Annotated in this window: 15 protein-coding genes; 9 read left to right on the forward strand and 6 right to left on the reverse strand. The window is 67.3% G+C overall.

What is annotated here, in order from left to right; all coding sequences use genetic code 11:
* Window positions 1-214: 214 nt before the first annotated feature.
* The 4 genes from RVX_RS01425 to RVX_RS01440 form a co-directional block, all read right to left on the reverse strand.
* Complete coding sequence (locus tag RVX_RS01425; protein ID WP_230404701.1) at window positions 215-2,980, reverse strand: glycosyltransferase; 2,766 nt, start codon at window positions 2,978-2,980, stop codon at window positions 215-217.
* 231 nt (window positions 2,981-3,211) lie between these two features.
* Window positions 3,212-4,237: a glycosyltransferase family 2 protein gene (locus tag RVX_RS01430; RefSeq protein ID WP_116306958.1), complete on the reverse strand. Its 1,026-nt coding sequence runs from the start codon at window positions 4,235-4,237 to the stop codon at window positions 3,212-3,214.
* A gap of 170 nt (window positions 4,238-4,407) precedes the next feature.
* On the reverse strand, window positions 4,408-5,334 hold the full coding sequence (locus RVX_RS01435; RefSeq protein WP_116306956.1) for an ATP-binding protein: 927 nt from the start codon (window positions 5,332-5,334) through the stop codon (window positions 4,408-4,410).
* Between the two features lie 364 nt (window positions 5,335-5,698).
* Entirely contained in the window at window positions 5,699-5,950 is a 252-nt protein-coding gene (locus tag RVX_RS01440) for a hypothetical protein (protein WP_116306954.1), read from the reverse strand.
* Between the two features lie 351 nt (window positions 5,951-6,301).
* Between RVX_RS01440 and RVX_RS01445 the strand changes: the two genes are divergently transcribed.
* From RVX_RS01445 to rfaE2, 7 genes are all read left to right on the forward strand, one after another.
* Window positions 6,302-6,670 carry a response regulator gene (locus tag RVX_RS01445; RefSeq protein ID WP_116306952.1) on the forward strand — a complete coding sequence of 123 codons (369 nt, stop codon included), beginning with the start codon at window positions 6,302-6,304 and terminating at the stop codon, window positions 6,668-6,670.
* 318 nt (window positions 6,671-6,988) lie between these two features.
* Window positions 6,989-8,857, forward strand: a complete 1,869-nt coding sequence (locus tag RVX_RS01450) for a sensor histidine kinase (RefSeq protein WP_230404700.1) — start codon at window positions 6,989-6,991, stop codon at window positions 8,855-8,857.
* Window positions 8,854-9,321, forward strand: coding sequence for a response regulator (locus tag RVX_RS01455; RefSeq protein WP_116306950.1), 468 nt, complete (start codon window positions 8,854-8,856; stop codon window positions 9,319-9,321). The genes RVX_RS01450 and RVX_RS01455 overlap by 4 nt, the downstream gene beginning before the upstream one ends.
* Before the next feature lie 188 nt (window positions 9,322-9,509).
* The gene (locus RVX_RS01460; protein ID WP_007526040.1) at window positions 9,510-10,184 is read left to right on the forward strand and encodes a site-2 protease family protein; all 675 of its coding nucleotides are present in this window, start codon (window positions 9,510-9,512) and stop codon (window positions 10,182-10,184) included.
* A gap of 145 nt (window positions 10,185-10,329) precedes the next feature.
* The gene (gene trpS / locus RVX_RS01465) at window positions 10,330-11,319 is read left to right on the forward strand and encodes a tryptophan--tRNA ligase (RefSeq protein ID WP_116306948.1); all 990 of its coding nucleotides are present in this window, start codon (window positions 10,330-10,332) and stop codon (window positions 11,317-11,319) included.
* A 304-nt stretch (window positions 11,320-11,623) separates the two neighbouring features.
* Window positions 11,624-12,436 carry a YkgJ family cysteine cluster protein gene (locus RVX_RS01470; RefSeq protein ID WP_172596616.1) on the forward strand — a complete coding sequence of 271 codons (813 nt, stop codon included), beginning with the start codon at window positions 11,624-11,626 and terminating at the stop codon, window positions 12,434-12,436.
* A 169-nt stretch (window positions 12,437-12,605) separates the two neighbouring features.
* Complete coding sequence (gene rfaE2 / locus RVX_RS01475; RefSeq protein WP_116306946.1) at window positions 12,606-13,130, forward strand: D-glycero-beta-D-manno-heptose 1-phosphate adenylyltransferase; 525 nt, start codon at window positions 12,606-12,608, stop codon at window positions 13,128-13,130.
* A gap of 166 nt (window positions 13,131-13,296) precedes the next feature.
* On the opposite strand, the gene RVX_RS01480 is transcribed toward rfaE2, so the two are convergent.
* Together RVX_RS01480 and RVX_RS01485 are read right to left on the reverse strand one after the other, a co-directional pair.
* Window positions 13,297-15,918, reverse strand: coding sequence for a PEP/pyruvate-binding domain-containing protein (locus tag RVX_RS01480; RefSeq protein ID WP_116306944.1), 2,622 nt, complete (start codon window positions 15,916-15,918; stop codon window positions 13,297-13,299).
* Window positions 15,919-15,922: 4 nt separating this feature from the next.
* Window positions 15,923-18,649: a sigma 54-interacting transcriptional regulator gene (locus RVX_RS01485; protein ID WP_116306941.1), complete on the reverse strand. Its 2,727-nt coding sequence runs from the start codon at window positions 18,647-18,649 to the stop codon at window positions 15,923-15,925.
* A gap of 559 nt (window positions 18,650-19,208) precedes the next feature.
* On the opposite strand from RVX_RS01485, the gene RVX_RS01490 reads away from it, so the two are divergent.
* On the forward strand, window positions 19,209-19,502 hold the full coding sequence (locus RVX_RS01490; protein WP_116306939.1) for a DVU0150 family protein: 294 nt from the start codon (window positions 19,209-19,211) through the stop codon (window positions 19,500-19,502).
* A 28-nt stretch (window positions 19,503-19,530) separates the two neighbouring features.
* Complete coding sequence (locus RVX_RS01495; protein ID WP_116306937.1) at window positions 19,531-20,583, forward strand: sulfite exporter TauE/SafE family protein; 1,053 nt, start codon at window positions 19,531-19,533, stop codon at window positions 20,581-20,583.
* Window positions 20,584-20,592: the final 9 nt, after the last annotated feature.

Below are 20,592 nucleotides of genomic sequence, written 5' to 3' on the forward strand. Positions count from 1 at the left end.
ATGGGAAGGACTGCCCGACCTTAACAGCGGACGCCGGGCGCGGCAACGCGATGCATGGGGGCACGCCGCGCTGCACATGCCGCCTTTCCCCGCCAGTTCCCCGCCGGTCCCGCGTCGGCCCACGGCAACGCGACCGCCCCGCACTCCATGCGGAATGCGGGGCGGCGTGCGGGAGGGTGCGGGGATGCGTGGAGGCTACGGAAACAATGTATGCCTATGCGGCGTCGCGGTCGCGATACATGGCCCACTGCTGCAAGAAGGCCGCCTCAAAGGACCGGCTTTCGGCGTAGGCGCGGGCGTCGGCGCGCATGGCGTCCAGCCGGGCCGGGTCGGCGGCCATGTCCAGCATGGCCTGGGCCATGGCGGTGGCGTCTCCTTCCGGCACGATGGTCCCGGTGCGGCCGGGCAGCAGGTTTTCCTGCGGCCCGCCCTTGTCGGTGACCACCACCGGCAGGCCCGATGCCTGCGCCTCCAGCACCACGTTGCCGAAGGTGTCGGTGCCGGAGGGAAACACGAAGATGTCCGACGAGGCGTAGGCGTTAGCCAGGTCGTCGCCGGTGAGGTACCCGGTGAAGGTCACCGGCAGGCCGCGCAGGGTTTCTTCCAACTCGGCGCGGGCCGGGCCGTCGCCCACCAGCACCAGCCGCAGGTGCGGGGCGCGGGCCGCCACCAGCCGGTAGGCGTCGGCCAGCACGTGCAGGTTCTTTTCGCGCGACAGACGCCCCACGTACAGGAAGCGTACCGGCTGGGCCGCGTCGCGCGTTGCCGCCCGGCCTGGTCCTGCCGCCCTGGCCTCTTCGCTGTTCAGGAAGGTGCGCGGCAGGGTCACGGTGTTGCCGTCGTAGCGGCTGAAGAACCCGTTACGCCGCGCCGGGGTGAAGGTTTCGGTATCGATGCCGCGCGGGTAGAAGGCGATGCGCTCGCGCGCGATGCCCCGTTCGGCCAGTTCGTCGCCGGTGGCGTGCGAGGGCACGTACACCCGGTCCATCTGGTTGTAGTACCAGATCATGTACCGCCACATGGCTTCTTCCAGCCCGGCGTCCTCGGTCAGCATCATCACGTACTGCGGGAAGGCGGTGTGGTAGGTGGCGTGGATGGGCAGGCGCAGGATGCGCGCCGCAGCCAGCGCCACCAGCCCCACCGGGCCGGGCGTGGCCGAGTGCAGGTGGGTGAAGCCCTGGCGGTAGCAATGGTCCAGCATCTTCAGCACCGGCGGGTAGTACAGGGCAAGGCCCGGGTACTCCGGCATGGCGAATGAGCCGATGGGCGAAAAGGTGAACACGTCGGAGCGGTCGGCCAGTTCCGGGTCGGCCACGCCGTCGGGCGCGCAGGTGATGACCTGAAGGCGCTTGTCGTTGCGGCGGGCGATGTCCAGTTGCATTTGCAGGGTGCGGGCCACGCCGTTGACGTCGTAGAAGGTGTCGGTGAAGTGGCCCACGTTCAGGCGACCGGAGGCGTGCCACTCGTCCGTGTCCATGGAAAGGGGGACATGGGGGCGGCTGCCGGATGCGGCCCCGGCCTGTCCCAGCGGCCCCAGCGCCGCCTCCGCCTCGTGCGGCAGGAAGTGGTCGCGGCAGGCGCGGGCAAAGGCGCGGTCCTTGGTGAACAGGGTGTACCCCACGAAGTACGGGGCCAGGATGGCGTAGAGCGACCCGGCCGAGCCCACCACGTTGAACACGCTGAACAGGTCCGCGCCCATGGCGTTGTCCAGCAGGGTGTCGGCGAAGGTGCGCAGCACCTTTTCCGATGCCTGGTCGGCAAAGCGCATCCAGGCCTGTTCGGTGCGTTCGCCGGTGATGTCGGCGGCGGGGCCGTCCAGCAGCCCGCGCAGTTCCGGGTCGCGGCGGATGATTTCCGCCGCCTCGGTTTGCAGGTGGTCCTGCACCGTGCGTGGGGTGGTCGCGGAAAAGGACAGGCGCGGGCGGCGGTACCCGATGAGCCCGTGCAGCCTGGTCAGCAGGCCGCCCTCCGGTTCCGGCGCGCCGGTCAGCACCCTGTCGGCGAAGCGCAGCACCGTGTCGCGGTTGACGTGGCGGGCCAGGCCGAAGCGCTGTTTGTAGAACTGGTAGGCGATGGAATACAGGTTGTGGGCCATGGTCACCGGGGTGGCGGCGCTGCCCTGCGGCGTGCCGCGCCCTTCCATCACCCCGCGCAGGGCGTCGCGCACGCGGCCATGCCCCACGCCGGAAACCCCTTCGATGATCGTGTGGCTGCGGGCGATGTTCAGCGAGGAATGGTCGTCCGACCCGGCCATGAGGTGCTTTACCCACGCCCGCTCCATGCGCGGGGCCATGTCCTGCCGGTCGGCCATGGCGTCCATGTCCGCCGGGGTCAGCCCCTGCACGATGGCCCGCAGAATGCCGTTCTGGAAATCGTCGCGCGAGCCGTTCAGCTCGAACACCCGAAACAGCAGCAGCAGCCGTTCCATGTGGTCCAGCGTCAGGCGCTCGTTCAGCGAGTACATGGCGTGGGCGCAGGCGTGGGGAATGCCCGAGACGGTCAGGTAGTCCACCAGGTCGTAGATGTTCTCGCGCAGGCGGGTGATGTCGGCGTGGTGCGTCTCGGTCAGGTCCCAGGCCAGCACGTGGATCTTGCAGCGGTCTTCGGGGAAATAGGCGGTGATTTCCTCGCTGACGAAGGTGTTGTCGAGGTGGGCGATTTCAAGGCTGCCCGCCAGGGTGTTGTGGTCGGTGATGGTGACCAGGTCCATGCCCCGGCGGCGGGCGATGTCGTACAGCGCCTTGGGGTCGGTGTAGCTTTCCGCGCAGCCCAGCTTTTGCAGAATCCACTGCGAGGGGCGGGTGGAGTGGCGCGAGTGCACGTGCAGGTCCACCGCCAGGGTGGAGCCGCGTGCGCCCGCGCGGGGTGTGGATGCGTCCGCGCCAGCGGATTCCGACGATTGGTCGGCGGGGGCGTTGGCTGCGGCCGTGGCGGTGCGGGACGCGGAACGGGGTGCGCCAGAGGATTTTCCGGTGGCCATGGGGGCGACCTCCTGCGGGTTCCGGGGCCGCGCGGGCGGTGCGAGCGCGCTGGCGCGGCGGCGGGTTGGGCGATTCTGGAGTTTTTCTACAGATCGCCTGTAGGTGTTGCAGGAGATTCGCGTCCCACCGATGGCGCGTGCGTGACGCTGCGGTGAATCTTGCGCACGGTTGGGTGACGTTGCGGCGGCGGGGAGGGGGGCGGTGGGTGCGGCGCGCCGGAGGCTGCCAGGCTATGCCGCCAGAATGTAATCCCGGCCCTGCACGTAACCCGCGCCGTCCAGGAATTCCGTCAGTTCCTCGGCAGCGCCGTGTCCGGCCAGATAGGCCACCAGAAACCCCTTGCCCGGCGCGGGCATGGCCTCGCGCCCCAGCACGGGCAGGCCGTCCACCCGGTTGCCGATCTTGCGCGGGTCGATGTCGATCCATGCCCGCACCGTGATGCCCTGTTCCATCAACTGGTGCGCCCGGCGGCGGCTGGTGCGGCCCGCGCCGACCACCCACACCTCGGGGTGGCGGGGGTTGTGCCGGGCCAGCCAGCGGGCCAGGTACAGCCCCTTCAGGGTGTAGAAGCCGTCTTCCGCGTAGTTGGGGTGGGTGCGCGAAAGGCGGCCCGGCGGGTCGTTCCAGGTCAGCAGGGTGTGCGGCAGCTTGGCCATGGCCACGCCCGCGTCCATCCAGCGCAGCCACAGTTCGTAGTCTTCCGGAAAGGGGCCGTCGCTGTACGCGCCGTGCAGGCCGGGCAGTTGTGCGCGGAACATCACGGACGGGTGCGCGAAGGGCGATTCGCGAAAGCGGGCCAAGGCGATGTCCGTGGGGTCCAGCAGGGTGTTGGTCCAGTCCACGTGGCGGGCGTAGCCGCCGCAGCGTTCGCGGTCGCCGCCGAAATCCACGCGGCAGCCCACCAGCCCGATATGCGGGTGGGCGTCCAGGTAGGCGCATTGCAGGGCCAGGCGCTGCGGGTGGCAGGTGTCGTCGGCGTCCATGCGGGCGATGTGGCGGCCACGGGCAAGGGCAAGGCCGTGGTTCAGCGCGGCCACGATGCCGCCGTGGGCGATATGGGCCGGGCGGATGCGGGCGTCCCGCGCGGCAAAGGCGGCGAGCAGGGCGGGGGTGGCGTCGGTGGAGCCGTCGTCCACGGCCACCACCTCGAAGTCCGCGTCGGTTTGCGCCAGCAGGCTTTCCAGCGTGGCGGGCAGGGTGGCGGCGGCGTTCCAGACGGGCAGCACGACGCTGACGGCGGGGCAGGGCTGGGGCATGGCGGCGCGGGTTGAGGTGGAAATATCCGGGAGGGGGAGTTGCCGGGGGAAGGAACCTTTTGGAAAAGGTTCCTTCCCCCGGACCCCCATCCTCCCAAACTTTTTCAGTGTGGGGGAAGCGATGGGGCTATGAGGGGAAGGGAACGCGGATTCTTCCGCACTGTGTCCGTCTATTCCGCCCCTGCCGCCCCATCTGCCTTGTCGCGCAGGGCGTCGCGGATGCGGCACACCCCGCACACCTCGTTGGAGGTGGGGTAGCCGCAGCGGGTGCAGCCGCTCAGGTCCACGCCGTCCTCGTTGTCGGCGCGGGCGAACACCGGGCGGCCGCGTTCCAGGAAGCCCTGGTAGAAGTCCAGCTTGCGGCCGGGCATTTCTTCCTCAAGGTCGGTCCACAGCTTCTTGTAGAAGGTGAAGCTGGCCCCGCCGGAATAGGGGCAGGGCGCGTAGTGGTGCTCGATGCCCATGAGGAAGGCGTAGTTGGCGGTCTCGAATTCCGACAGCCGCCACAGGGGCTTCACCTTGCGGGCAAAGCCGCCGTCGGCGGCAAGGTCCGGGCCCTGGTCGCTCAGGTAGGCCACGTCCCAGCGCAGGGTGTTGCTGAACAGGCGGGCGATTTCGTCGTCCAGGTTGTGCCCGGTGGCCAGCACGGTAAAGTTTTCGTCCAGCGCGGTCTTGTTGAAGAAATAGCGTTTGATCTTGCCGCAGGCCGAACACACCGGCCGGTTCAGCCGGGCCTTCACATCGGGAATGGCCAGCCCTTCGGCCCCCATTTCCTTCACGATCAGGTTCAGGCCGTGCTTTTCGCAGAAGCGTTCCACCACCCCGCGCGCGACGGGCGAGGAACCGGGAATGGCCAGGTCGATGTGCAGGCCGGTGACGTCGTAACCCAGCCGCGAAAGTTCCAGCATCAGGCCCAGCGAATCCTTGCCGCCGGAAAGGGCGACCAGGATGCGGTCGTCATGAGTGAACAGCTTGCGTTCCTTGATGCCGCGCTCCACCTGCCGGGTGAAGAACAGCAGGAAGCATTCGGCGCAGAAACCGGTATGGTGGCTGGGCAGGGCGACGACGGCCGTCTCCTTGCAGCGTTTGCATTTCATGGTGTGTGATCCTTTGGGGTTGCGGTGCGTGCGGTGCCCGTTCTGAAGGGCGCCGGCCACAGCCTGAGAAGTAAAGACGGTTCCAGTCTATCGGAAGCGAAGGCGCGCCGCGTGCGGAAGGGCTGTTGCCAAATCAGGATTTTCGTTCGTTGGCGAGGAAAACAAGCCTGCCATGAGGGAGTATGCGGCAGCCGTTATGCGAGTTTTCGAGCATTACGGATGGCGACCGCATCGCGCTCTTGTCGTATTCGACCGAGTCTTAGCCGTTAGGTGAGCTTGCGAACCTTACGGATAAGGACAGCAGAGCTATGACAGGCGGCGTTTGACGAAGCCAACGGGCGAAAGGACGATTTGGGGACAGCCCTTACCCGCTGGAAGTGACAATGCGGATCAGAAGCTCATCATCGGGCAGCACTTCGCGGTCGGGGGTCAGCAGGCCGCCGTCGCGCACCACGATGGCCGTGGTAGGGCGGATGCCCAGCTTGCGCAGCACCTGCAGCACGGTCTTCTCGCGCGGCATGGTCAGCAGCTGTTCCTTGGGTTGCAGGCGCACCGTGATGGTGCGCGGGGCGAACGCGCGGCGTTCGCGGGGGGCGGTTTCCGGGGTGTGTTCCATGTTCCGTCTCTTGGTGAAGGTTCGTGGGAGGGGCGCGGCCGCAACGTTTTCCACGGCGGCGCCCGGGCCGCGTACCGGAAGGGCACCATACCCGTTTGCGTCCCGATGGCAAGGCGCGGCGCGGGCTGGCGGCCCGGCGGGGGCGCAGCCCGTCCCTTCCCCCCGTCCTGATGTGAAGATGCCGCGCTGCCTGGGCGGATTGCTTGTCTTCATCGCGCGCGTGTACTATTGTTGACGAAGGTCCGGGGATGCCCCGCCGCCAGCACGCGCTGTGCCCCCAAGGCCATGTCGCGTTTTGGCCGGGCCCCGCAGCCTTCCGTCCCCCAGCGCACCAGCCTTCGGAGGTGAACCATGTCGGCCAAGAAGATTCTTGTGGTGGACGATGAAAAGCACATCCGCATGCTGTACCAGGAAGAACTGGAGGCCGAAGGCTACACAGTGGCCGTGTCCGACGGGCGCGAACCCATTCTCGACGTGGTGGCGCGCGAAAAGCCCCTGGTCGTCGTCCTGGACATCAAGCTGGGGCCGGACCTCTCCGGGCTCGACCTGCTGCAGGAAATCCGCCGGGGCGACCCCAAGTTGCCGGTCATCCTCTCCACCGCCTACGATTCCTTCCAGCACGACCTGAAGTCCGTGGTGGCAGACTTCTACGTGGTCAAGTCCGTGGACCTCGCGGAGCTCAAGTCCAAGGTCGCCCTGGCCATCGCAAAGCGCGTCTAGCCGCGTTCCGTTCCCACCTTTCACGCCCCGTCCGGCCCGGCCCGCGTCGGGGGCGTGGCGTTGCCCGTGCAACTGCGTTCTTCGCGCAGATGGCATGCCCCTTGCTTTTGTCTGGTGGGGGCGGGCCGTGGCTTGCGCGATATTGCGCGATAGCCTTGCGCCGCCCGGCCGTCACGCGGTTTGCGTGCCGCGTGCGCCTGCCCGCGCCGGTCGGCGTGGCTCGCCCCCCGTTTTTGCATGTCTTCCGATGGAGGGCATCGCGCCGCCCGCGCCTTGCGCCGTCGCCCGGTGGGGGGCAGCGCCAACAACGAGGTCCGCATGCAAGATTCCCTGTTCCCCGTCGGCCGCCGCGTCGCGCTGAACCGGCTCATCTACATGGGCATCCTGGTGGCGTCGGTGTTGCCGCTGGTGCTGATACTGGGGGTCATGAACCTGCACCTGGGGGTATCGTTCCGCGAGATGGTCTTTGGCCAGGTGCGCGAGATAGCCGACCGGCACAGCCAGAAGATCGACGACTTTCTGCACGAGCGGCTGGCCAGCGTGCAGATGCTGGCCGAAGCCCAGGGCGCGGGGCTGCTGGACGCGGACACCCTGAACCGCAAGCTGGCCGCGCTGCGCAACGCCTACGGCGGGGTGTACGTGGACCTCGGCATGGTGGACGATGCGGGCATCCAGCGGGTGTATGCCGGTCCCCATCGCCTTGAGGGCACGGACTATTCCCACGAAAACTGGTTCCTGCAGGCCGGCGCGCGCGACGTGTTCATCAGCGACGTGTTTCTGGGCGTGCGCAAGTCGCCCCACTTCATCGTGGCCGTGAAGCTGCTCGTGGACGGCAAGGCGTGGATACTGCGCTCCACCATCGATTTCGCCAGCTTCGTTTCGCTGGTCGAGGACATTCGCGTGGGGGCCACCGGGCAGGCCTGCATCATCAATCGCGGCGGTGAATTCCAGACCTCGGGCGGCCGCCATTCCGCGGGCGACGGCACCCTGCTCGCGGAATACGCCCGGCGGGTGTTTGGCGGCGGCATCGGCGGCATGGAGCAGGAGCGCGCCTTCGAGGAAGGCGAAATGATCTACGCCATGTCGCGCCTGAAGGGCGGCGACTGGGTGCTGGTGTTCCAGCAGTCCACGCGAGAGGCGCTGCAAGGGCTGCACGCCGCGCAGCGCACCCTGTTCCTGGTGCTGGGGCTGGCCTCCATCGCCGTGCTGGTGCTGGGCATGTTTCTGGCGCAGCGCATCATCGAACGCATCGACGGGCTGGAGCGTGAAATGGCCGCCCTCAACGCGCAGGTGGTGGAGGCGGGCAAACTGTCCGCCCTTGGCGAGATGGCGGCGGGCATCGCCCACGAGATCAACAACCCCGTGGCCATCATGATGGAAGAGGCGGGCTGGATAGAGGACGTGCTGGGCGAGTTGCAGGAACAGGACGCCGTGCGCGAGATAGGCGACAGCGCCCGGCAAATCCGCACCCAGGGCGTGCGCTGCCGCGACATCACCCACAAGTTGCTCAGCTTCGCCCGCCGTTCCGACCGCGAGGTGCACGCGGTGGACATCAACGCGCTGGTCATGGAAATGGTGGAGCTTTCCGGCCAGAAGGCGCGCACCGTGAGCGTGCACGTGGTGACGGCCCTGGCCGAGGGGCTGCCCCCGGTGGCGGCCTCGCCTTCCGAATTGCAGCAGGTGTTCCTGAATCTGTTCAACAACGCCTTCGACGCCATGGAAGGCTCGGGCGGCACCCTGAAGGTGGCCACCCTGATGAGCGACAACGGCATGGTGGCCGTGAACGTGGCGGACACCGGCCCCGGCATGCCGGAAGCCATCCTGCAGCGCATCTATGATCCGTTCTTCACCACCAAGCCGGTGGGCAAGGGGACGGGGCTCGGGCTGTCCATCTGCTACGGCATCATCAACAAGATGGGCGGCGAGATAAAGGTGAGCAGCATCGTGGGGGTGGGCACCACCTTTCAGGTGCTGCTGCCGCCGTTCGACCCGGCGGTACACGCGGCCCATGCGGCGCAGCACTCCGGCAGGCTGGCGGGCGGGGCAACGGGCATGGCCTCATGCCCCGCGCCGCGCGCCATGCAGCCCCGCGCCGCCGAACCGGCCAAGACCCCCGGCATGCTGGCGGGGGGCAACGGTTCCAGCGCCAATCCCCCCGGCGACGGGGGCAGGGAGGATACGGCATGAGCGATGCGCACTCGACCTCTGTGCCGCCCGGTTCCCCGTCAGGTCCGCCGTCTGGCGGAGGTGCGGGCAACGGGCCGGATGGCGGCCCCCCGCCCGTCCGCCTGCTGCTGGTGGACGACGAGGCGGGGTTCATCCGGGTGATGCAGAAGCGCCTTGCCCGGCGCGGCTACGTGGTGGACACGGCGGGCAGCGGCGGCGAAGCGCTGCGCACCCTGCGCGGGGCCACCTATGACGCGGCGGTGTTCGACCTGAAGATGGACGACATGGACGGCTTCGAACTGTTGCGCGTGGTGCGGCGCATGGCCCCGGAAATGGCCGTGATCATGCTGACCGGCCACGGCGGCGCGGAAGAAGCCCGCGAGGGCATGCGCCTTGGCGCGGCCGGGTACCTGCTGAAGCCGTGCGAGATGGAAGACCTGGTCTGCGCCATCGAGCGCGCGCTGGGGCGCCAGGCCGCCGGGTAGCCCCCCATTCGCGGGGAACGGCCGTAAGCCCGGCGGTGGAGGTCCGCCCTGGCGGCCCGCCGGTGCGGCGGTCTTTCGCCTCTCCGGTGGCTCGCCTCGCCACACCCTTGCCCGTATCGCCCGCCGCACGGCTTGCCCGGCCGAGCGCCCCTTGCCCTGCCCCCGCCTTCGTGGTAGCCGCAGGGGTCATGTTTGAAACCGACATCGCCGCGAAAATAAAGCTGTTGGCCGCCGCCTTCGTGCCCATGCTGCTCGGCATGGTCTGCCACGAGGTGGCGCACGGCTGGGCCGCGTGGAAGCGCGGCGACCCCACCGCCAAGATGCTGGGCAGGCTGACCCTGAACCCCCTGCCGCATCTGGACGTGATGGGCTCGCTGCTGTTCGTGTTCACCGCCCTCACCAGTCCCTTCATCCTCGGCTGGGCCAAGCCCGTGCCCGTGAATCCCCGGTACTTCAAGTCCATCCGGCGGGACATGGCGCTGGTCTCGGTGGCCGGTCCGCTGACCAACATGCTGGTGGCCCTTGGCTTTGCGGCATGCCTGCGCCTGCTCACGCTCGCGCTGCCCGTGGAACAGTGGGGCGGCCACGGCGCGTACGACTTTTTCCTGTACATGTTCTTCATCGGCATCAAGGTGAACTTCATGCTGGCATGGTTCAACCTTATCCCCATTCCGCCTTTGGACGGCGGCAGCATCCTGGCGGGTGTCCTGCCGCGCTCCATAAGCTGGCACTATCAGAAGATGGAACGCTACGGGCTGCTCCTGCTGGTGGTGCTGTTGGCGACCGGGGTGCTGTTTCCCGTATTGTCCCCGCTGGTGCAGCATTCGCAGGCGTTCGCCCTGTGGCTGGTGGGATTGGATTAGCCTTTCCGCCGTCCTGAACCGCCGCCGCCCCGCCGCTGCCCGCGCATGGCCGGGCGGCGCTGTTTCCGACGGTTGGCGGGCGCGCCACGCCGCCCGTTCACCCCATATTTCGATATTCCATTCCCTCCCGGAGGAGCGATAGACCATGACCACTCCCGACAAGCGCACCGTTTCCGGCATGCGGCCCACCGGGCCGCTGCACCTTGGCCACTACTTCGGCGTGCTGAAGAACTGGGTCGAGATGCAGCATGAAATGGAGGCGTTCTTCTTCGTGGCCGACTGGCACGCCCTGACCAGCGACTACGCCGATCCTTCACGCATCCGCGAGTTCGTGCCCGAACTGGTCACCGACTGGGTGGCCGCCGGGCTGGACCCGGAAAAGTGCGTGATGTTCCAGCAGTCCCACATCAAGGAACACGCGGAGCTGCATCTCATCCTGTCCATGATCACCCCGGTGAGCTGGCTGGAACGCAACCCCACCTACAAGGAACAGAAACAGGAAGTGGTCAACAAGGACCTCGGCAACTACGGGTTCCTCGGCTACCCGGTGCTGATGGCCTCCGACATCCTGATCTACCACCCCAAGTGGGTGCCCGTTGGCCAGGACCAGCTGCCCCACCTGGAGCTGACCCGCGAGATCGCGCGCCGTTTCAACTTCCTGTACGGCGAATACTTCCCCGAGCCGGAAGCGCGCCTGACCCCGGCGGCCAAGTGTCTCGGCCTGGACGGTCGCAAGATGTCCAAGAGCTACGGCAACTCCATCTACCTGCGCGACACCATGGAGGAAATCACCCCCAAGGTGCGCGGCATGTTCACCGACACCAACCGCCTGCGCAAGAGCGACCCCGGCAACCCCGACGTGTGCAACCTGTTCCCCTACCACGAACTGATGGCCACGCCGGACCAGCAGGCCGAGATCCGCAAGGGGTGCACCACTGCCTCGCTGGGCTGCGTGGATTGCAAGAAGATCTTCCTTGAAAACCTGGGGGCGTTCCTTGGTCCGCTGCACGAACGCCGCGCCGCGCTGCTGGCTAACCCCAAGGGCATTCAGGACATCCTGGATGCCGGGGACGCCCGCGCCCGCGCCGAGGCGTCGAGGATCATGGGTGGTGTCCGCGACCGACTCAACTTCTAGCCTACCCTCGGGCGACGCACGCCGCTGCAAGGCGGGGCGCGTCGCCCGGTGCTGCGTTGCGCGGACAAACCCCTTCCTTGACGTAGCGCTGCTGCGCCTGCGTCGGCGTTTATCCACGCGCCTTGCCCCGAACACCGCGTCCGCCTTTCGCGTGGCGCGCGCCGCCCTCGGGCAGGCTGTGGGAGGGCGGGTCGGGTATCCTGCAAGAAGTCAAAAGGTGTTGATGCTTTTGGAGCCAGACATCATTTTGTGAGTTTTGAATGACCGCGCCGGACATCCGACGCACTGCCCAAGCGAGGCGACGATGACCGGCGAGATGAACGACTGTAGCGGGTGTGGCGGTAACGCTGCGCAGGGCGACGAAACGCAGAATTTTCTGGAAAGCCTGCCGGAACTGCATGCGGGCCAGATGTTCCGGTTCGCCTGTCACCCCGGCGTGCGCTGTTTCAATGCCTGCTGTTCCGACCTGAACATGCCGCTCACGCCCTACGACGTGTTGCGGCTGCGCCGCAACCTAGGCATGGGCAGCGAGGAATTCATCAATGCCCATGCCCGTGTGGGCCAGTACCCGGACACCGGCTTTCCCGCCCTGTTCCTGCGCATGAGCGACCACCCGCTGAAGCTGTGCCCGTTCGTCAGCGACAAGGGCTGCACCGTGTACCCCGACCGTTCCGGCGCGTGCCGCACCTACCCGCTGGGCCGCGCCACCAAGGAAGACGAGCAGGGCAACGTGGTGGAACAGTTCTTCGTGGTGCGCGAGGAGCACTGCCGTGGCTTCGACGAATCCGGCGAATGGTCCAGCGCCACATGGCTGGCCGACCAGGGGCTGGAGCCGTACAACGCCTCCAACGACCGCTACATGCGGCTCATGGCGCGCTGCAAGCGCCAGGGCGCGAGCATCAGCCCCAAGCAGGCCACCATGGTGCTGCTGGCGTGCTATCAGGTGGACCGCTTTGCCGATTTCATCCGGGGCGTGAGGCTGTTCGAGCGGCTTGATATCGACGCGGCCCGCCAGCAGCGTGTGCTGGACGACGAGGAAGCCCGGCTGGACTTTGCCTACGATTGGGCGGAACTGGTGCTGTTTGGCGATTGCGCCGCGCTGCGCATGAAAGGATAGCATGGCGTTCGCAGCCTGCCGGGCCGCGCCCGTGGCGCCACATTGGCGTGTATTTGGGAGGTGGGGCTAGTTCGTTCTGCCTTGTTTCCGCACCGGTCCAATGTTCAACAAATGTCCAATGTCCGCCAGGCCTGTTCGCCACACGCCCGGCGGTCAACCGGAGTCATCCATGGACGCGCCCCATACTGACCTGCCCCATCCCGCCGTGGTGGACCGGCCCGCGTTGCCCGGCCTGCTGGCGTCCCGCCGCGCCGCCGGGCAGCGGGTGGTGTTCACCAACGGCTGTTACGATATCCTGCACCCCGGCCACGTGGACCTGCTGGCCCGTGCCCGCGCCGAGGGCGACCTGCTGGTGCTGGGCCTGAACTCCGACGCCTCGGTGCGCCGTCAGGGCAAGGGCGCGGACCGGCCCGTAAATCCCTTCGCGGTGCGGGCCTACGTGTTGGCGCACCTTGCCTCCGTGGACTATGTGGTGGAGTTCGACGAGGATACCCCCCACGCGCTTATCGCGGAAATCCAGCCCGACGTGCTGGTGAAGGGCGGCGACTGGTCCGTGGACCGCATCGTGGGGCGCGACATCGTGCAGGCCCGTGGTGGGCGGGTGCTCAGTCTGCCGCTGTTGCCCGGTTTTTCCACAACCGGGCTCATCCAGCGTATCCGGTCCGGATTGTCCGCCTGCGCAGCCGGGGAATAGCCCCGGCGCGCATTTCTTTCAGTCATGTGCATGGCGCAAACAATAAACTCCTGATGTTCCAAAGGAACGTCAGGAGTTTATTGTTTTGTGCAAGTCATTCGCGCAAGAAAGAAGTCCGCTGTCGCGTCTCGCGTGATCGCGCAAAAGCATGCGCGATCCGGGCGCGCTAGTGGTAGCGGCCGTGCAGGAAATTGTCCGCGAAGCGCTGCACCGCCGCCTCGTCCACCATCAGCATGTCCAACTGCCGGGTGACGATGAGCAGCCGCCCCAGTTGCACAAGCCGCTCGGCGATCTGCGCGGCCGCGAATTTCTGGAAACGGGCGGTGACCATGTCGCCGCGAACCTCCACGTGAAAGCCCAGGGCCTCCAGAATGATGCCGATGCAGCGTACCCGACGGTTCTTGCGCGTTTCGTCCGCCGCCCCGCCCTTGAATTGGAAGGTAATGTAGTTCTTGTTCATGGTCTGGCCGCAGTAGGCATCCAGCACCCCGTAGTGGTAGCCCACGCGCGAGCTGAAATTCAGGTACTTGTCAGAGACCAGGGCGTAGCTGCGGTCTCCGAAGCGCTGGCCGTGCATGGTGGGCGGCTCGATCAGGTGGCGGCTCATGACGGACAGAAAACCGCTCATGTCCACCGGGCGCGGGCCGCGCTGGTGCACCGCCGGGTCCAGCATGCCTTCCAGCAGGGCCTTGAACGGCGCGGAAGACGCCTGTTCCGGCCACACATAGGGGCCGTCAACATCCACGAGGCCGCCGCCAAGGTCGATGACGTGCAGATCCAGCGGCACCGGGGCCTTCATTTCCACGGCAACGGCCCCGGCGTCGGATACCGTGTCCGACAGCCGGAACATGTGGGCATAGGACAGTTCGTGCACGAAGCGCATCACGTCGTGGATGGTGCGGCAGGATTTAGGCGCGAAGTCCGCGGCCTTGGGGTCGTGCAGGTTCAGCGGTGATATGCGGGCGGCCACCTGCTTGAGCAGGTTGTGAATGGGCGTGTCGCGCAGGCACACGGCGCGCTCCTCGCGCAGGGGCAGCAACTCCTCCACCCGTCCCGCGTAGACCCGACAGGAAAAGGCGTCCACGGTCACCTGTTGGCCCACGGACAGCGCGGCCATGGCCCCCGGAGCATTGACGATGGTGGGCACCCCGAATTCCCGCGCCAGCGAGGCCATGTGCCCGGTGATGCTGCCCGCCTCGGCCACGATGGCCTGGGCGCGCTGCATGACCAGCACGTAGGACGGCGAGGAATGCGTAGCCACCAGCACGCCCCCTTCGGGGAACTGGGCCAGTTCTTCGGCGTCCTTCGGTTGCAGCACCGGCCCGCAGCCCACGCCGGGACAGGCGGGTTCGCCGCCATGCAGCAGCAGCGGGTATCCTTCGATCAGCGGGGTGGTGCGCGCGTCGCCGCGCGGGGTGGTGGTCAGCGGCCGGGCCTGCAGCAGCAGCAGCCGTCCGTCTGTGTCCAGCGCCCATTCCACGTCCTGCGGCACGCCGTAGTGCGCTTCCACCTGCATGCCGATGCGCGCCAGTGCGGCGGCCTGGACATCGGTCAGGCAGGGGGCGTCGCGCTGGGCCTCGGGCACGTCTTCCTCACGCAGGCGGCCGTCGTCGCCGGGCAACAGCCGGTGTGCCTTGCAGACGACATTGCGCGATAACGGGCGGGGCTCGTTCTCGCGGCTGAACAGCCACGTGTCCGGCTCCATTTCCCCGTCCACCACGGCCGCGCCCAGCCCCCAGGCGGCGTTGATGACCAGTGAATCGGACAGCAGGTCCACCGGGTGGCGGGTGAACAGCACCCCGGCGGCCACCGAGTCCACCATTTCCATGCAGGCCACGGCCATGGCGCTGGCATCAAGCGTGATGCCCTGGTGCAGCCGGTACACGATGGCCTGGGGCATGAACAGGCTGGCCACCACCCGCTTCCACGCGTCCACCACGTTGTCGCGGCCAACGTTAAGCACCGAAAGGTACTGCCCGGCGAAGGATACGTGACTGTCCTCGCTGAGGGCGCTGGAGCGCACGGCCAGCCGCAGGTTGTGGCCCATCCCTTCCGCGTGCTTGCCGTTCGCGCCTGCAGGGCCGAAGGCCTCGTCGCAGGCCGCGCGCAGGGCGTCCGCCAGGTCTGGCGGCACGCTGGCGGCGGCGAACAGGTCCTGTATGTCCTCGGCCACGTCCAGCACGCTTTCCGGGTCTTGCGGGTCCACTTCGCGCAAGCGTTTGCGTATTTCGCCCATGAGCCCGCCGTGCTCCATGAAGGCGTAGTAGGCGCGGGTGGTTATGGCGAAGCCGCGGGGAACGGGCGCGCCCACGCGCGAGGTCAGTTCCCCCAGGTTGGCGCACTTGCCGCCCACCCAGTCCACCATGTCCCCGTTGATGTCGGTGAAGGGCAGGGCGTAATTCTCCACCGTGGCTTGGGGGCGGCTTTCGAGCAGTTCGGTGATTTCGCCGTTGATGCGTTCCACGATGGCGGGCAGCGTCGGGTACGCATCGTTGGATATGGCGTTGAGGCCGGTGACCATGCGCATGGCGTGGAACACTGAGCGCGTAGCTTGCGAGCGTAGCCAGGTGGCCCCGAAGATGGTGCACCCCGCGATTTTTTCGTCGATGTCTGCAAGGATGCGCGCCAGTTCGGCGTTGGAGTCCAGCAGGTCCTTGAAATGCGCGTAGCGAGAGCGAAACACGCGCATGACCCGTTCGCGCGATTCGGCATCCACGGCGCGTCGGCCCCCGCCAAAGAGCGAGCGCAGGCGCTCCAGCAGCGATGCGGGGGGCGGCGCGGCCAGCATGGCGTTACCTCCGTGACGGGGCCTGGGCGGCGCCGTCGGTCAGCACATACCTGGTGGCGGGCCCCTTGCCCACCTTGCGGATGAAACCCTTGCGCACCATGTCCTGCAGGTCGTACTGCGCCGTGCGGATGGGTATCTCGTTGCCCACGATGTCCTGGTACTGGGTGCGGGTGATGCCGCCGTTGCGGCTGATGAATTCCCATGCGGCGCGCTGGCGCGGGTTCAGCGCGGACAGGGGCGGCATGGCCTCCGCGCCCGGCCGGGCATTGCGGCCGTTGGCGCCCGGCGCGCCGGAAACATCAGCCCAGTCCGGGCCGCCCGCGCCGGAGGCGGCGGACACGATGCGCCCTGTCACAGGGTCGTACACGGTGCCGCCGGGCGCGCCATGCGATGCGCCGTCAACCGGGGCAGGAGGAGGCGGGGCCGACGGCCCGTAGCCCTGCCCCCCGGCGGGTGCGGTGGGCTGGCCCATGCCGGGCTGCATGGCCGGGGAAGGCGGCAGCAACGCGCCGTGGGACAAGGTGGGATCCAGTTCCGCGCCAAAGCGCAGATCCTCGGCGTACAGGGTGTCGCCTTCGGCGAAGGCCACGGCGCGGGTGATGCAGTTCTTCACCTCGCGCACGTTGCCGGGCCAGTCGTAGGCCAGCAGCTTTTCCAGCGCCCCGCGCGAAAGGCCCATGGCCGGACGCTTCAGGGTTTGCGCGGCCTGCTTCAGGAAGTAGTCGGCCAGGGCGGGGATGTCCTCGCGCCGATCACGCAAGGGGGGGGTGTTGATGGTGATCACCGCCAGCCGGTAGTACAGGTCTTCCCGGAAGGTGCCCTGACGCGCGCAGTCCTTCAGGTCCACGTTGGTGGCCGCGATGATGCGCGCGTCGAAGGGGATTTCGTCATCGCTGCCCAGGGGCCGGATGCGCCGCACGGAAAGGGCGCGCAGCAGCGCCTGCTGCACCTTGGGCGAGGCGTTGCCTATCTCGTCGAGGTGCAGCGTGCCGCCGTCGGCCGCCACGAACGCGCCCTTGCGTTCGCCCCGCGCCTCGGAAAAGGCCCCCTTCACGTGCCCGAACAGGGCGTCCAGCAGCAGGTTTTCATCCAGCGCCCCGCAATTGATGGAGATGAACGGCCCGCCCGCGCGGTCGCTGGTCATGTGGATGGCCTCTGCCGCCAGTTCCTTGCCGGTGCCCGTCTCGCCGATGATCAGCACGTCCGCTTCCACGCCGGATGCCTTGCGTATCAGGCCGCGCAAGCCCCGCACGGCCTCGCTGGTGCCCACGATGCCGGGCATGGTGTCCTGCGGCGAAAGCTGGCTCTGCGGCTGCTGTTGCGCGATTTCCGTATCCAGGCAGACCCGTTGCCGTCGCCGGGCGGTCTGGAAGTGCTCCTCGCGCTGGCGCAGGTCTTCGTTGCGCACGCGCAACGCCGCGAGCAGGTCATTGGTGGTCTGGCGCAGGGCCTCGGCCTCGGGGTGCACCCGCCCGAGTTCGATGGGGGTCATGTCGCCCGCCTCCAGCTTGCCGCTGGCTTCCTCGGCGATGTGGTGCAGGGGCCCCGCGATGCCGCGCCCCAGCATGCCCAGGATGAACGCCGAAACGGCGCTGGCGCACAGCCCGAACACGAACAGCGCGCCATACAGCTTGTACGACGCGGCCATGGCCAGGAAGCTGGTGTCCGTATAGGCGATGCCCCCCACCACCACGGTGCTGGCGCCCGGCCCTTCGCTGAAGGTGACTGGCGCGTAGCTGATGTAGAAGGCCCGGTTCATGGGCGAGGGGTCTTCCAGCATGGTGCCCAGGCGGCTCTGGCCGGAATTGCCGGACTGCACCTCGGTGACCATGCCCCAGTAGCGTTCCTGCTCCGGATTGGGGCGGAAGGCCGCCTCGAAGCCGGGGCGGCCGAAGTCGCCGCGCATGCCCGAGCGCACCGTGTCGGTGGAAAGTTCCAGGTTGGGATGTTCCGGCGATTCCGACTGGAACAGGATCCACCCGTGCGCGTCGAAGAAGAAGCTGCGGTGCTTTTCCGTCTCTTCCGGAAAGATGTACAGCGGCGACCTGCGCGACGCATACACCGAGAGCACGTTGCGCAGGGCCAGCATGTCCACCGAAAGGGTGAGCAGCCCGGTCTGGTTGCCCGCGGCGTCCAGTACCGGGGTGGTCAGCCGCAGCACGTGCATGGACAGCCCTTGCACCGTGCCCGCCGTGGGCACGGAAGGGTAGACCACTTCCGTGGGCGCGGAAATGCGCACGAAGCCGGATTTCGGCTCTTGCGCGTTCTGGCGGGTCAGCGGGCCGAAACGGGTGGCCAGGGCCTGTTCCAGCGGCACCATCCACACATCGCGGCCGGTGTTCAGCAGCACCATGCGGTTGTCCGGCGTGGACCCCTGGTAGGCGATCTCGCGGTACAGGGTGCCCATGGTCTCGGCGCGGGTGCGCAGGTGGTGGGCCAGGGACGCGGCGGAAATGTCGGTGCGGGCGAGGTACAGCAACTCGCGTCGGGCCTGCTGCAGCACCTGCTCCATCTCGTGGGCCTGCGCCAGCGTGGCCAGCAGCGAACTGCGCCCCAGCGCGTCGTGCAGGAAGTTCTGGGAAATGCGGTGAGCGATGACCCCGCTGATGACCAGCAGCAGCATGAACGCGGGCAGCGCGGCGAAGAGCAATCGCTTGGCGATGCTCCATTCCGCGAAGTTGCCTTCCAGCCGAAAGAGGGTGCCGAACAGCGGTGGCCTGTAGTAGCGCATGCCATCTCCCTGTGTGGGTGGTGGCGGACGGGTGTCCGGGGTGAAAGGCGGGCCGCCGGGCGGGCGCACCGCAATCGCGTGGCTGCTTCCGCCCGCCTCGCCGGGGGCCGGGCCGTGCGGAAATTGCGGTGGCGGGTGCGCCGACGCACGCCGCGCCTCGTTGGTGCGAGGGGGTACGGTATTGCTTATGGGCGCTTCCTCTGCCTTTCGCAACCTGTCGTCGCCAACGGCGGGTGCGGCTGAAAGCGGAGGCGCCCCGTTGCGGCATCGCTTGAGAAATTAGGTACAATGCTTTGCGCAATCATGCAAGCGCGACTTGCGCGAATGTCATTTAGTTAATTAAAATAAGACAATTGAAAATAATGGCACGCGGGTTGCTATGTCCTTTTCGCGCGGCGGCTACCGCGCAACGGACAGGACCAAAACCGCACTCCAAGGGGGGGTGCGGGTGGACGGAAAGGCGGGCTCCACCGCCGGACGGGATCGCGAAAGGCGAGGACGGGCCGGAGGCGGAAGCCGAAAAGGGCGGCAGGGGCTGCCCGCAACCTGGAGGATGCACATGAGAAGGATCAAGACGCTGTTCATGTCGCTGCTGACGTTCGTGCTGGCCATTCCCGGCCTGGCGCTGGCCGCTGGCGGCGGTGGCGCACCCGTGGTCATCGTGGCCGACACCCGCAAGCTGGACGGCATCATGGCCTGGTGGGCCAACCTGTACAACGAAAGCCACGTGCAGTTCACCACCCTCACCATCATTCTTATCCCGCTGGTGGGCGTGATCTTCGGCGTCATCGCCGACATCGTGATGAACTGGATCGGCATCGACCTGAAGTCCCGCGAACTGGCCGAGCACTAGGCCGCGCCCGTACCAAAGGAGAACAACGATGGAATGGCTCTATATCCTCATGCCCATCGCGGGCGTTAAGATCTTCTGGCCCGGCCTGATCATTCTCGGCGTGGGCGTCGGCATCATCGGCGGCTTCTTCGGCATGGGCGGCGCGTGGATGGTCACCCCCGGCCTGAACATTCTCGGCTTTCCCATGGCCTTCGCCATCGGGACGGACATCGCCCACATGGCGGGCAAGTCGCTCATCTCCACCATGCGCCACGGCAAGTTCGGCAACGTGGACTACAAGCTGGGGATGATCATGCTGGTGGGCACCGTCGTGGGCTTTGAAGTGGGCGCACAGATGGTCATGTGGCTTGAGCGCGTGGGCAACGTCGAAAAGGTCGTGCGCTGGATCTACATCGCCCTGCTGACCATGATCGCGTGGATGGTCTTCCACGACGTGGCCAAGCGCCGTGAAAAGGAACGCCAGGCCGCCGCAAAGGGTGAAACGCTGGCCGCCGGCACCACCGGCGTCGAGTGGCACAAGACCCTGCACAAGATCAAGATTCCCCCCATGGTGCACCTGAAGGAAGCCGGCATCTACTGCTCCGCCTGGCTGCCCATCATCGTCAGCTTCGCCACCGGCTGGCTGGCCGGCATCCTGGGCATCGGCGGCGGTCTCATCCGCATGCCCGCCCTCATCTACCTCATCGGCTGCCCGACCCACGTGGCCGTCGGCACCGACCTTTTCGAAGTCATGATCTCCGGCCTCTACGGCGCCGCCACCTACACCTACAAGGGCCGCACCGAACTCGTCGCCGCCATGATCATGCTGGTGGGCGCTTCCGTCGGCGCGCAGGTGGGCGCGGTGGCGACCAAGTACATCAAGGGCTACGGCATCCGCATCGCCTTCGGCCTCGCCGTGGTCGGCTGCGCCATCTCCATCCTCATGAAGCTCGTGCAGCCCTGGCTGCCGCAGTTCAAGAGCGTGCTCGACGCTGGCGCCACCGTGCTGGTGCTGGGTCTCGTGACCTGCATGTCGCTCTACATCTTCGTGCGCATGGTGCAGGGTGTGAAGGTTGAACTGGCCCGCAAGAAGGCCGCCTAGCCGTATCGC

The organism is Nitratidesulfovibrio sp. HK-II (assembly GCF_003402415.2).
Classification (GTDB): domain Bacteria; phylum Desulfobacterota; class Desulfovibrionia; order Desulfovibrionales; family Desulfovibrionaceae; genus Cupidesulfovibrio.

What these genes read in the sequence shown, in the direction of transcription:
- RVX_RS01425 (WP_230404701.1), bottom strand. Translation starts at nt 2,980, where the DNA reads ATGGCCACCGGAAAATCCTCTGGCGCACCCCGTTCCGCGTCCCGCACC.
- RVX_RS01430 (WP_116306958.1), bottom strand. Translation starts at nt 4,237, where the DNA reads ATGCCCCAGCCCTGCCCCGCCGTCAGCGTCGTGCTGCCCGTCTGGAAC.
- RVX_RS01435 (WP_116306956.1), bottom strand. Translation starts at nt 5,334, where the DNA reads ATGAAATGCAAACGCTGCAAGGAGACGGCCGTCGTCGCCCTGCCCAGC.
- RVX_RS01440 (WP_116306954.1), bottom strand. Translation starts at nt 5,950, where the DNA reads ATGGAACACACCCCGGAAACCGCCCCCCGCGAACGCCGCGCGTTCGCC.
- RVX_RS01445 (WP_116306952.1), top strand. Translation starts at nt 6,302, where the DNA reads ATGTCGGCCAAGAAGATTCTTGTGGTGGACGATGAAAAGCACATCCGC.
- RVX_RS01450 (WP_230404700.1), top strand. Translation starts at nt 6,989, where the DNA reads ATGCAAGATTCCCTGTTCCCCGTCGGCCGCCGCGTCGCGCTGAACCGG.
- RVX_RS01455 (WP_116306950.1), top strand. Translation starts at nt 8,854, where the DNA reads ATGAGCGATGCGCACTCGACCTCTGTGCCGCCCGGTTCCCCGTCAGGT.
- RVX_RS01460 (WP_007526040.1), top strand. Translation starts at nt 9,510, where the DNA reads ATGTTTGAAACCGACATCGCCGCGAAAATAAAGCTGTTGGCCGCCGCC.
- trpS (WP_116306948.1), top strand. Translation starts at nt 10,330, where the DNA reads ATGACCACTCCCGACAAGCGCACCGTTTCCGGCATGCGGCCCACCGGG.
- RVX_RS01470 (WP_172596616.1), top strand. Translation starts at nt 11,624, where the DNA reads ATGACCGGCGAGATGAACGACTGTAGCGGGTGTGGCGGTAACGCTGCG.
- rfaE2 (WP_116306946.1), top strand. Translation starts at nt 12,606, where the DNA reads ATGGACGCGCCCCATACTGACCTGCCCCATCCCGCCGTGGTGGACCGG.
- RVX_RS01480 (WP_116306944.1), bottom strand. Translation starts at nt 15,918, where the DNA reads ATGCTGGCCGCGCCGCCCCCCGCATCGCTGCTGGAGCGCCTGCGCTCG.
- RVX_RS01485 (WP_116306941.1), bottom strand. Translation starts at nt 18,649, where the DNA reads ATGCGCTACTACAGGCCACCGCTGTTCGGCACCCTCTTTCGGCTGGAA.
- RVX_RS01490 (WP_116306939.1), top strand. Translation starts at nt 19,209, where the DNA reads ATGAGAAGGATCAAGACGCTGTTCATGTCGCTGCTGACGTTCGTGCTG.
- RVX_RS01495 (WP_116306937.1), top strand. Translation starts at nt 19,531, where the DNA reads ATGGAATGGCTCTATATCCTCATGCCCATCGCGGGCGTTAAGATCTTC.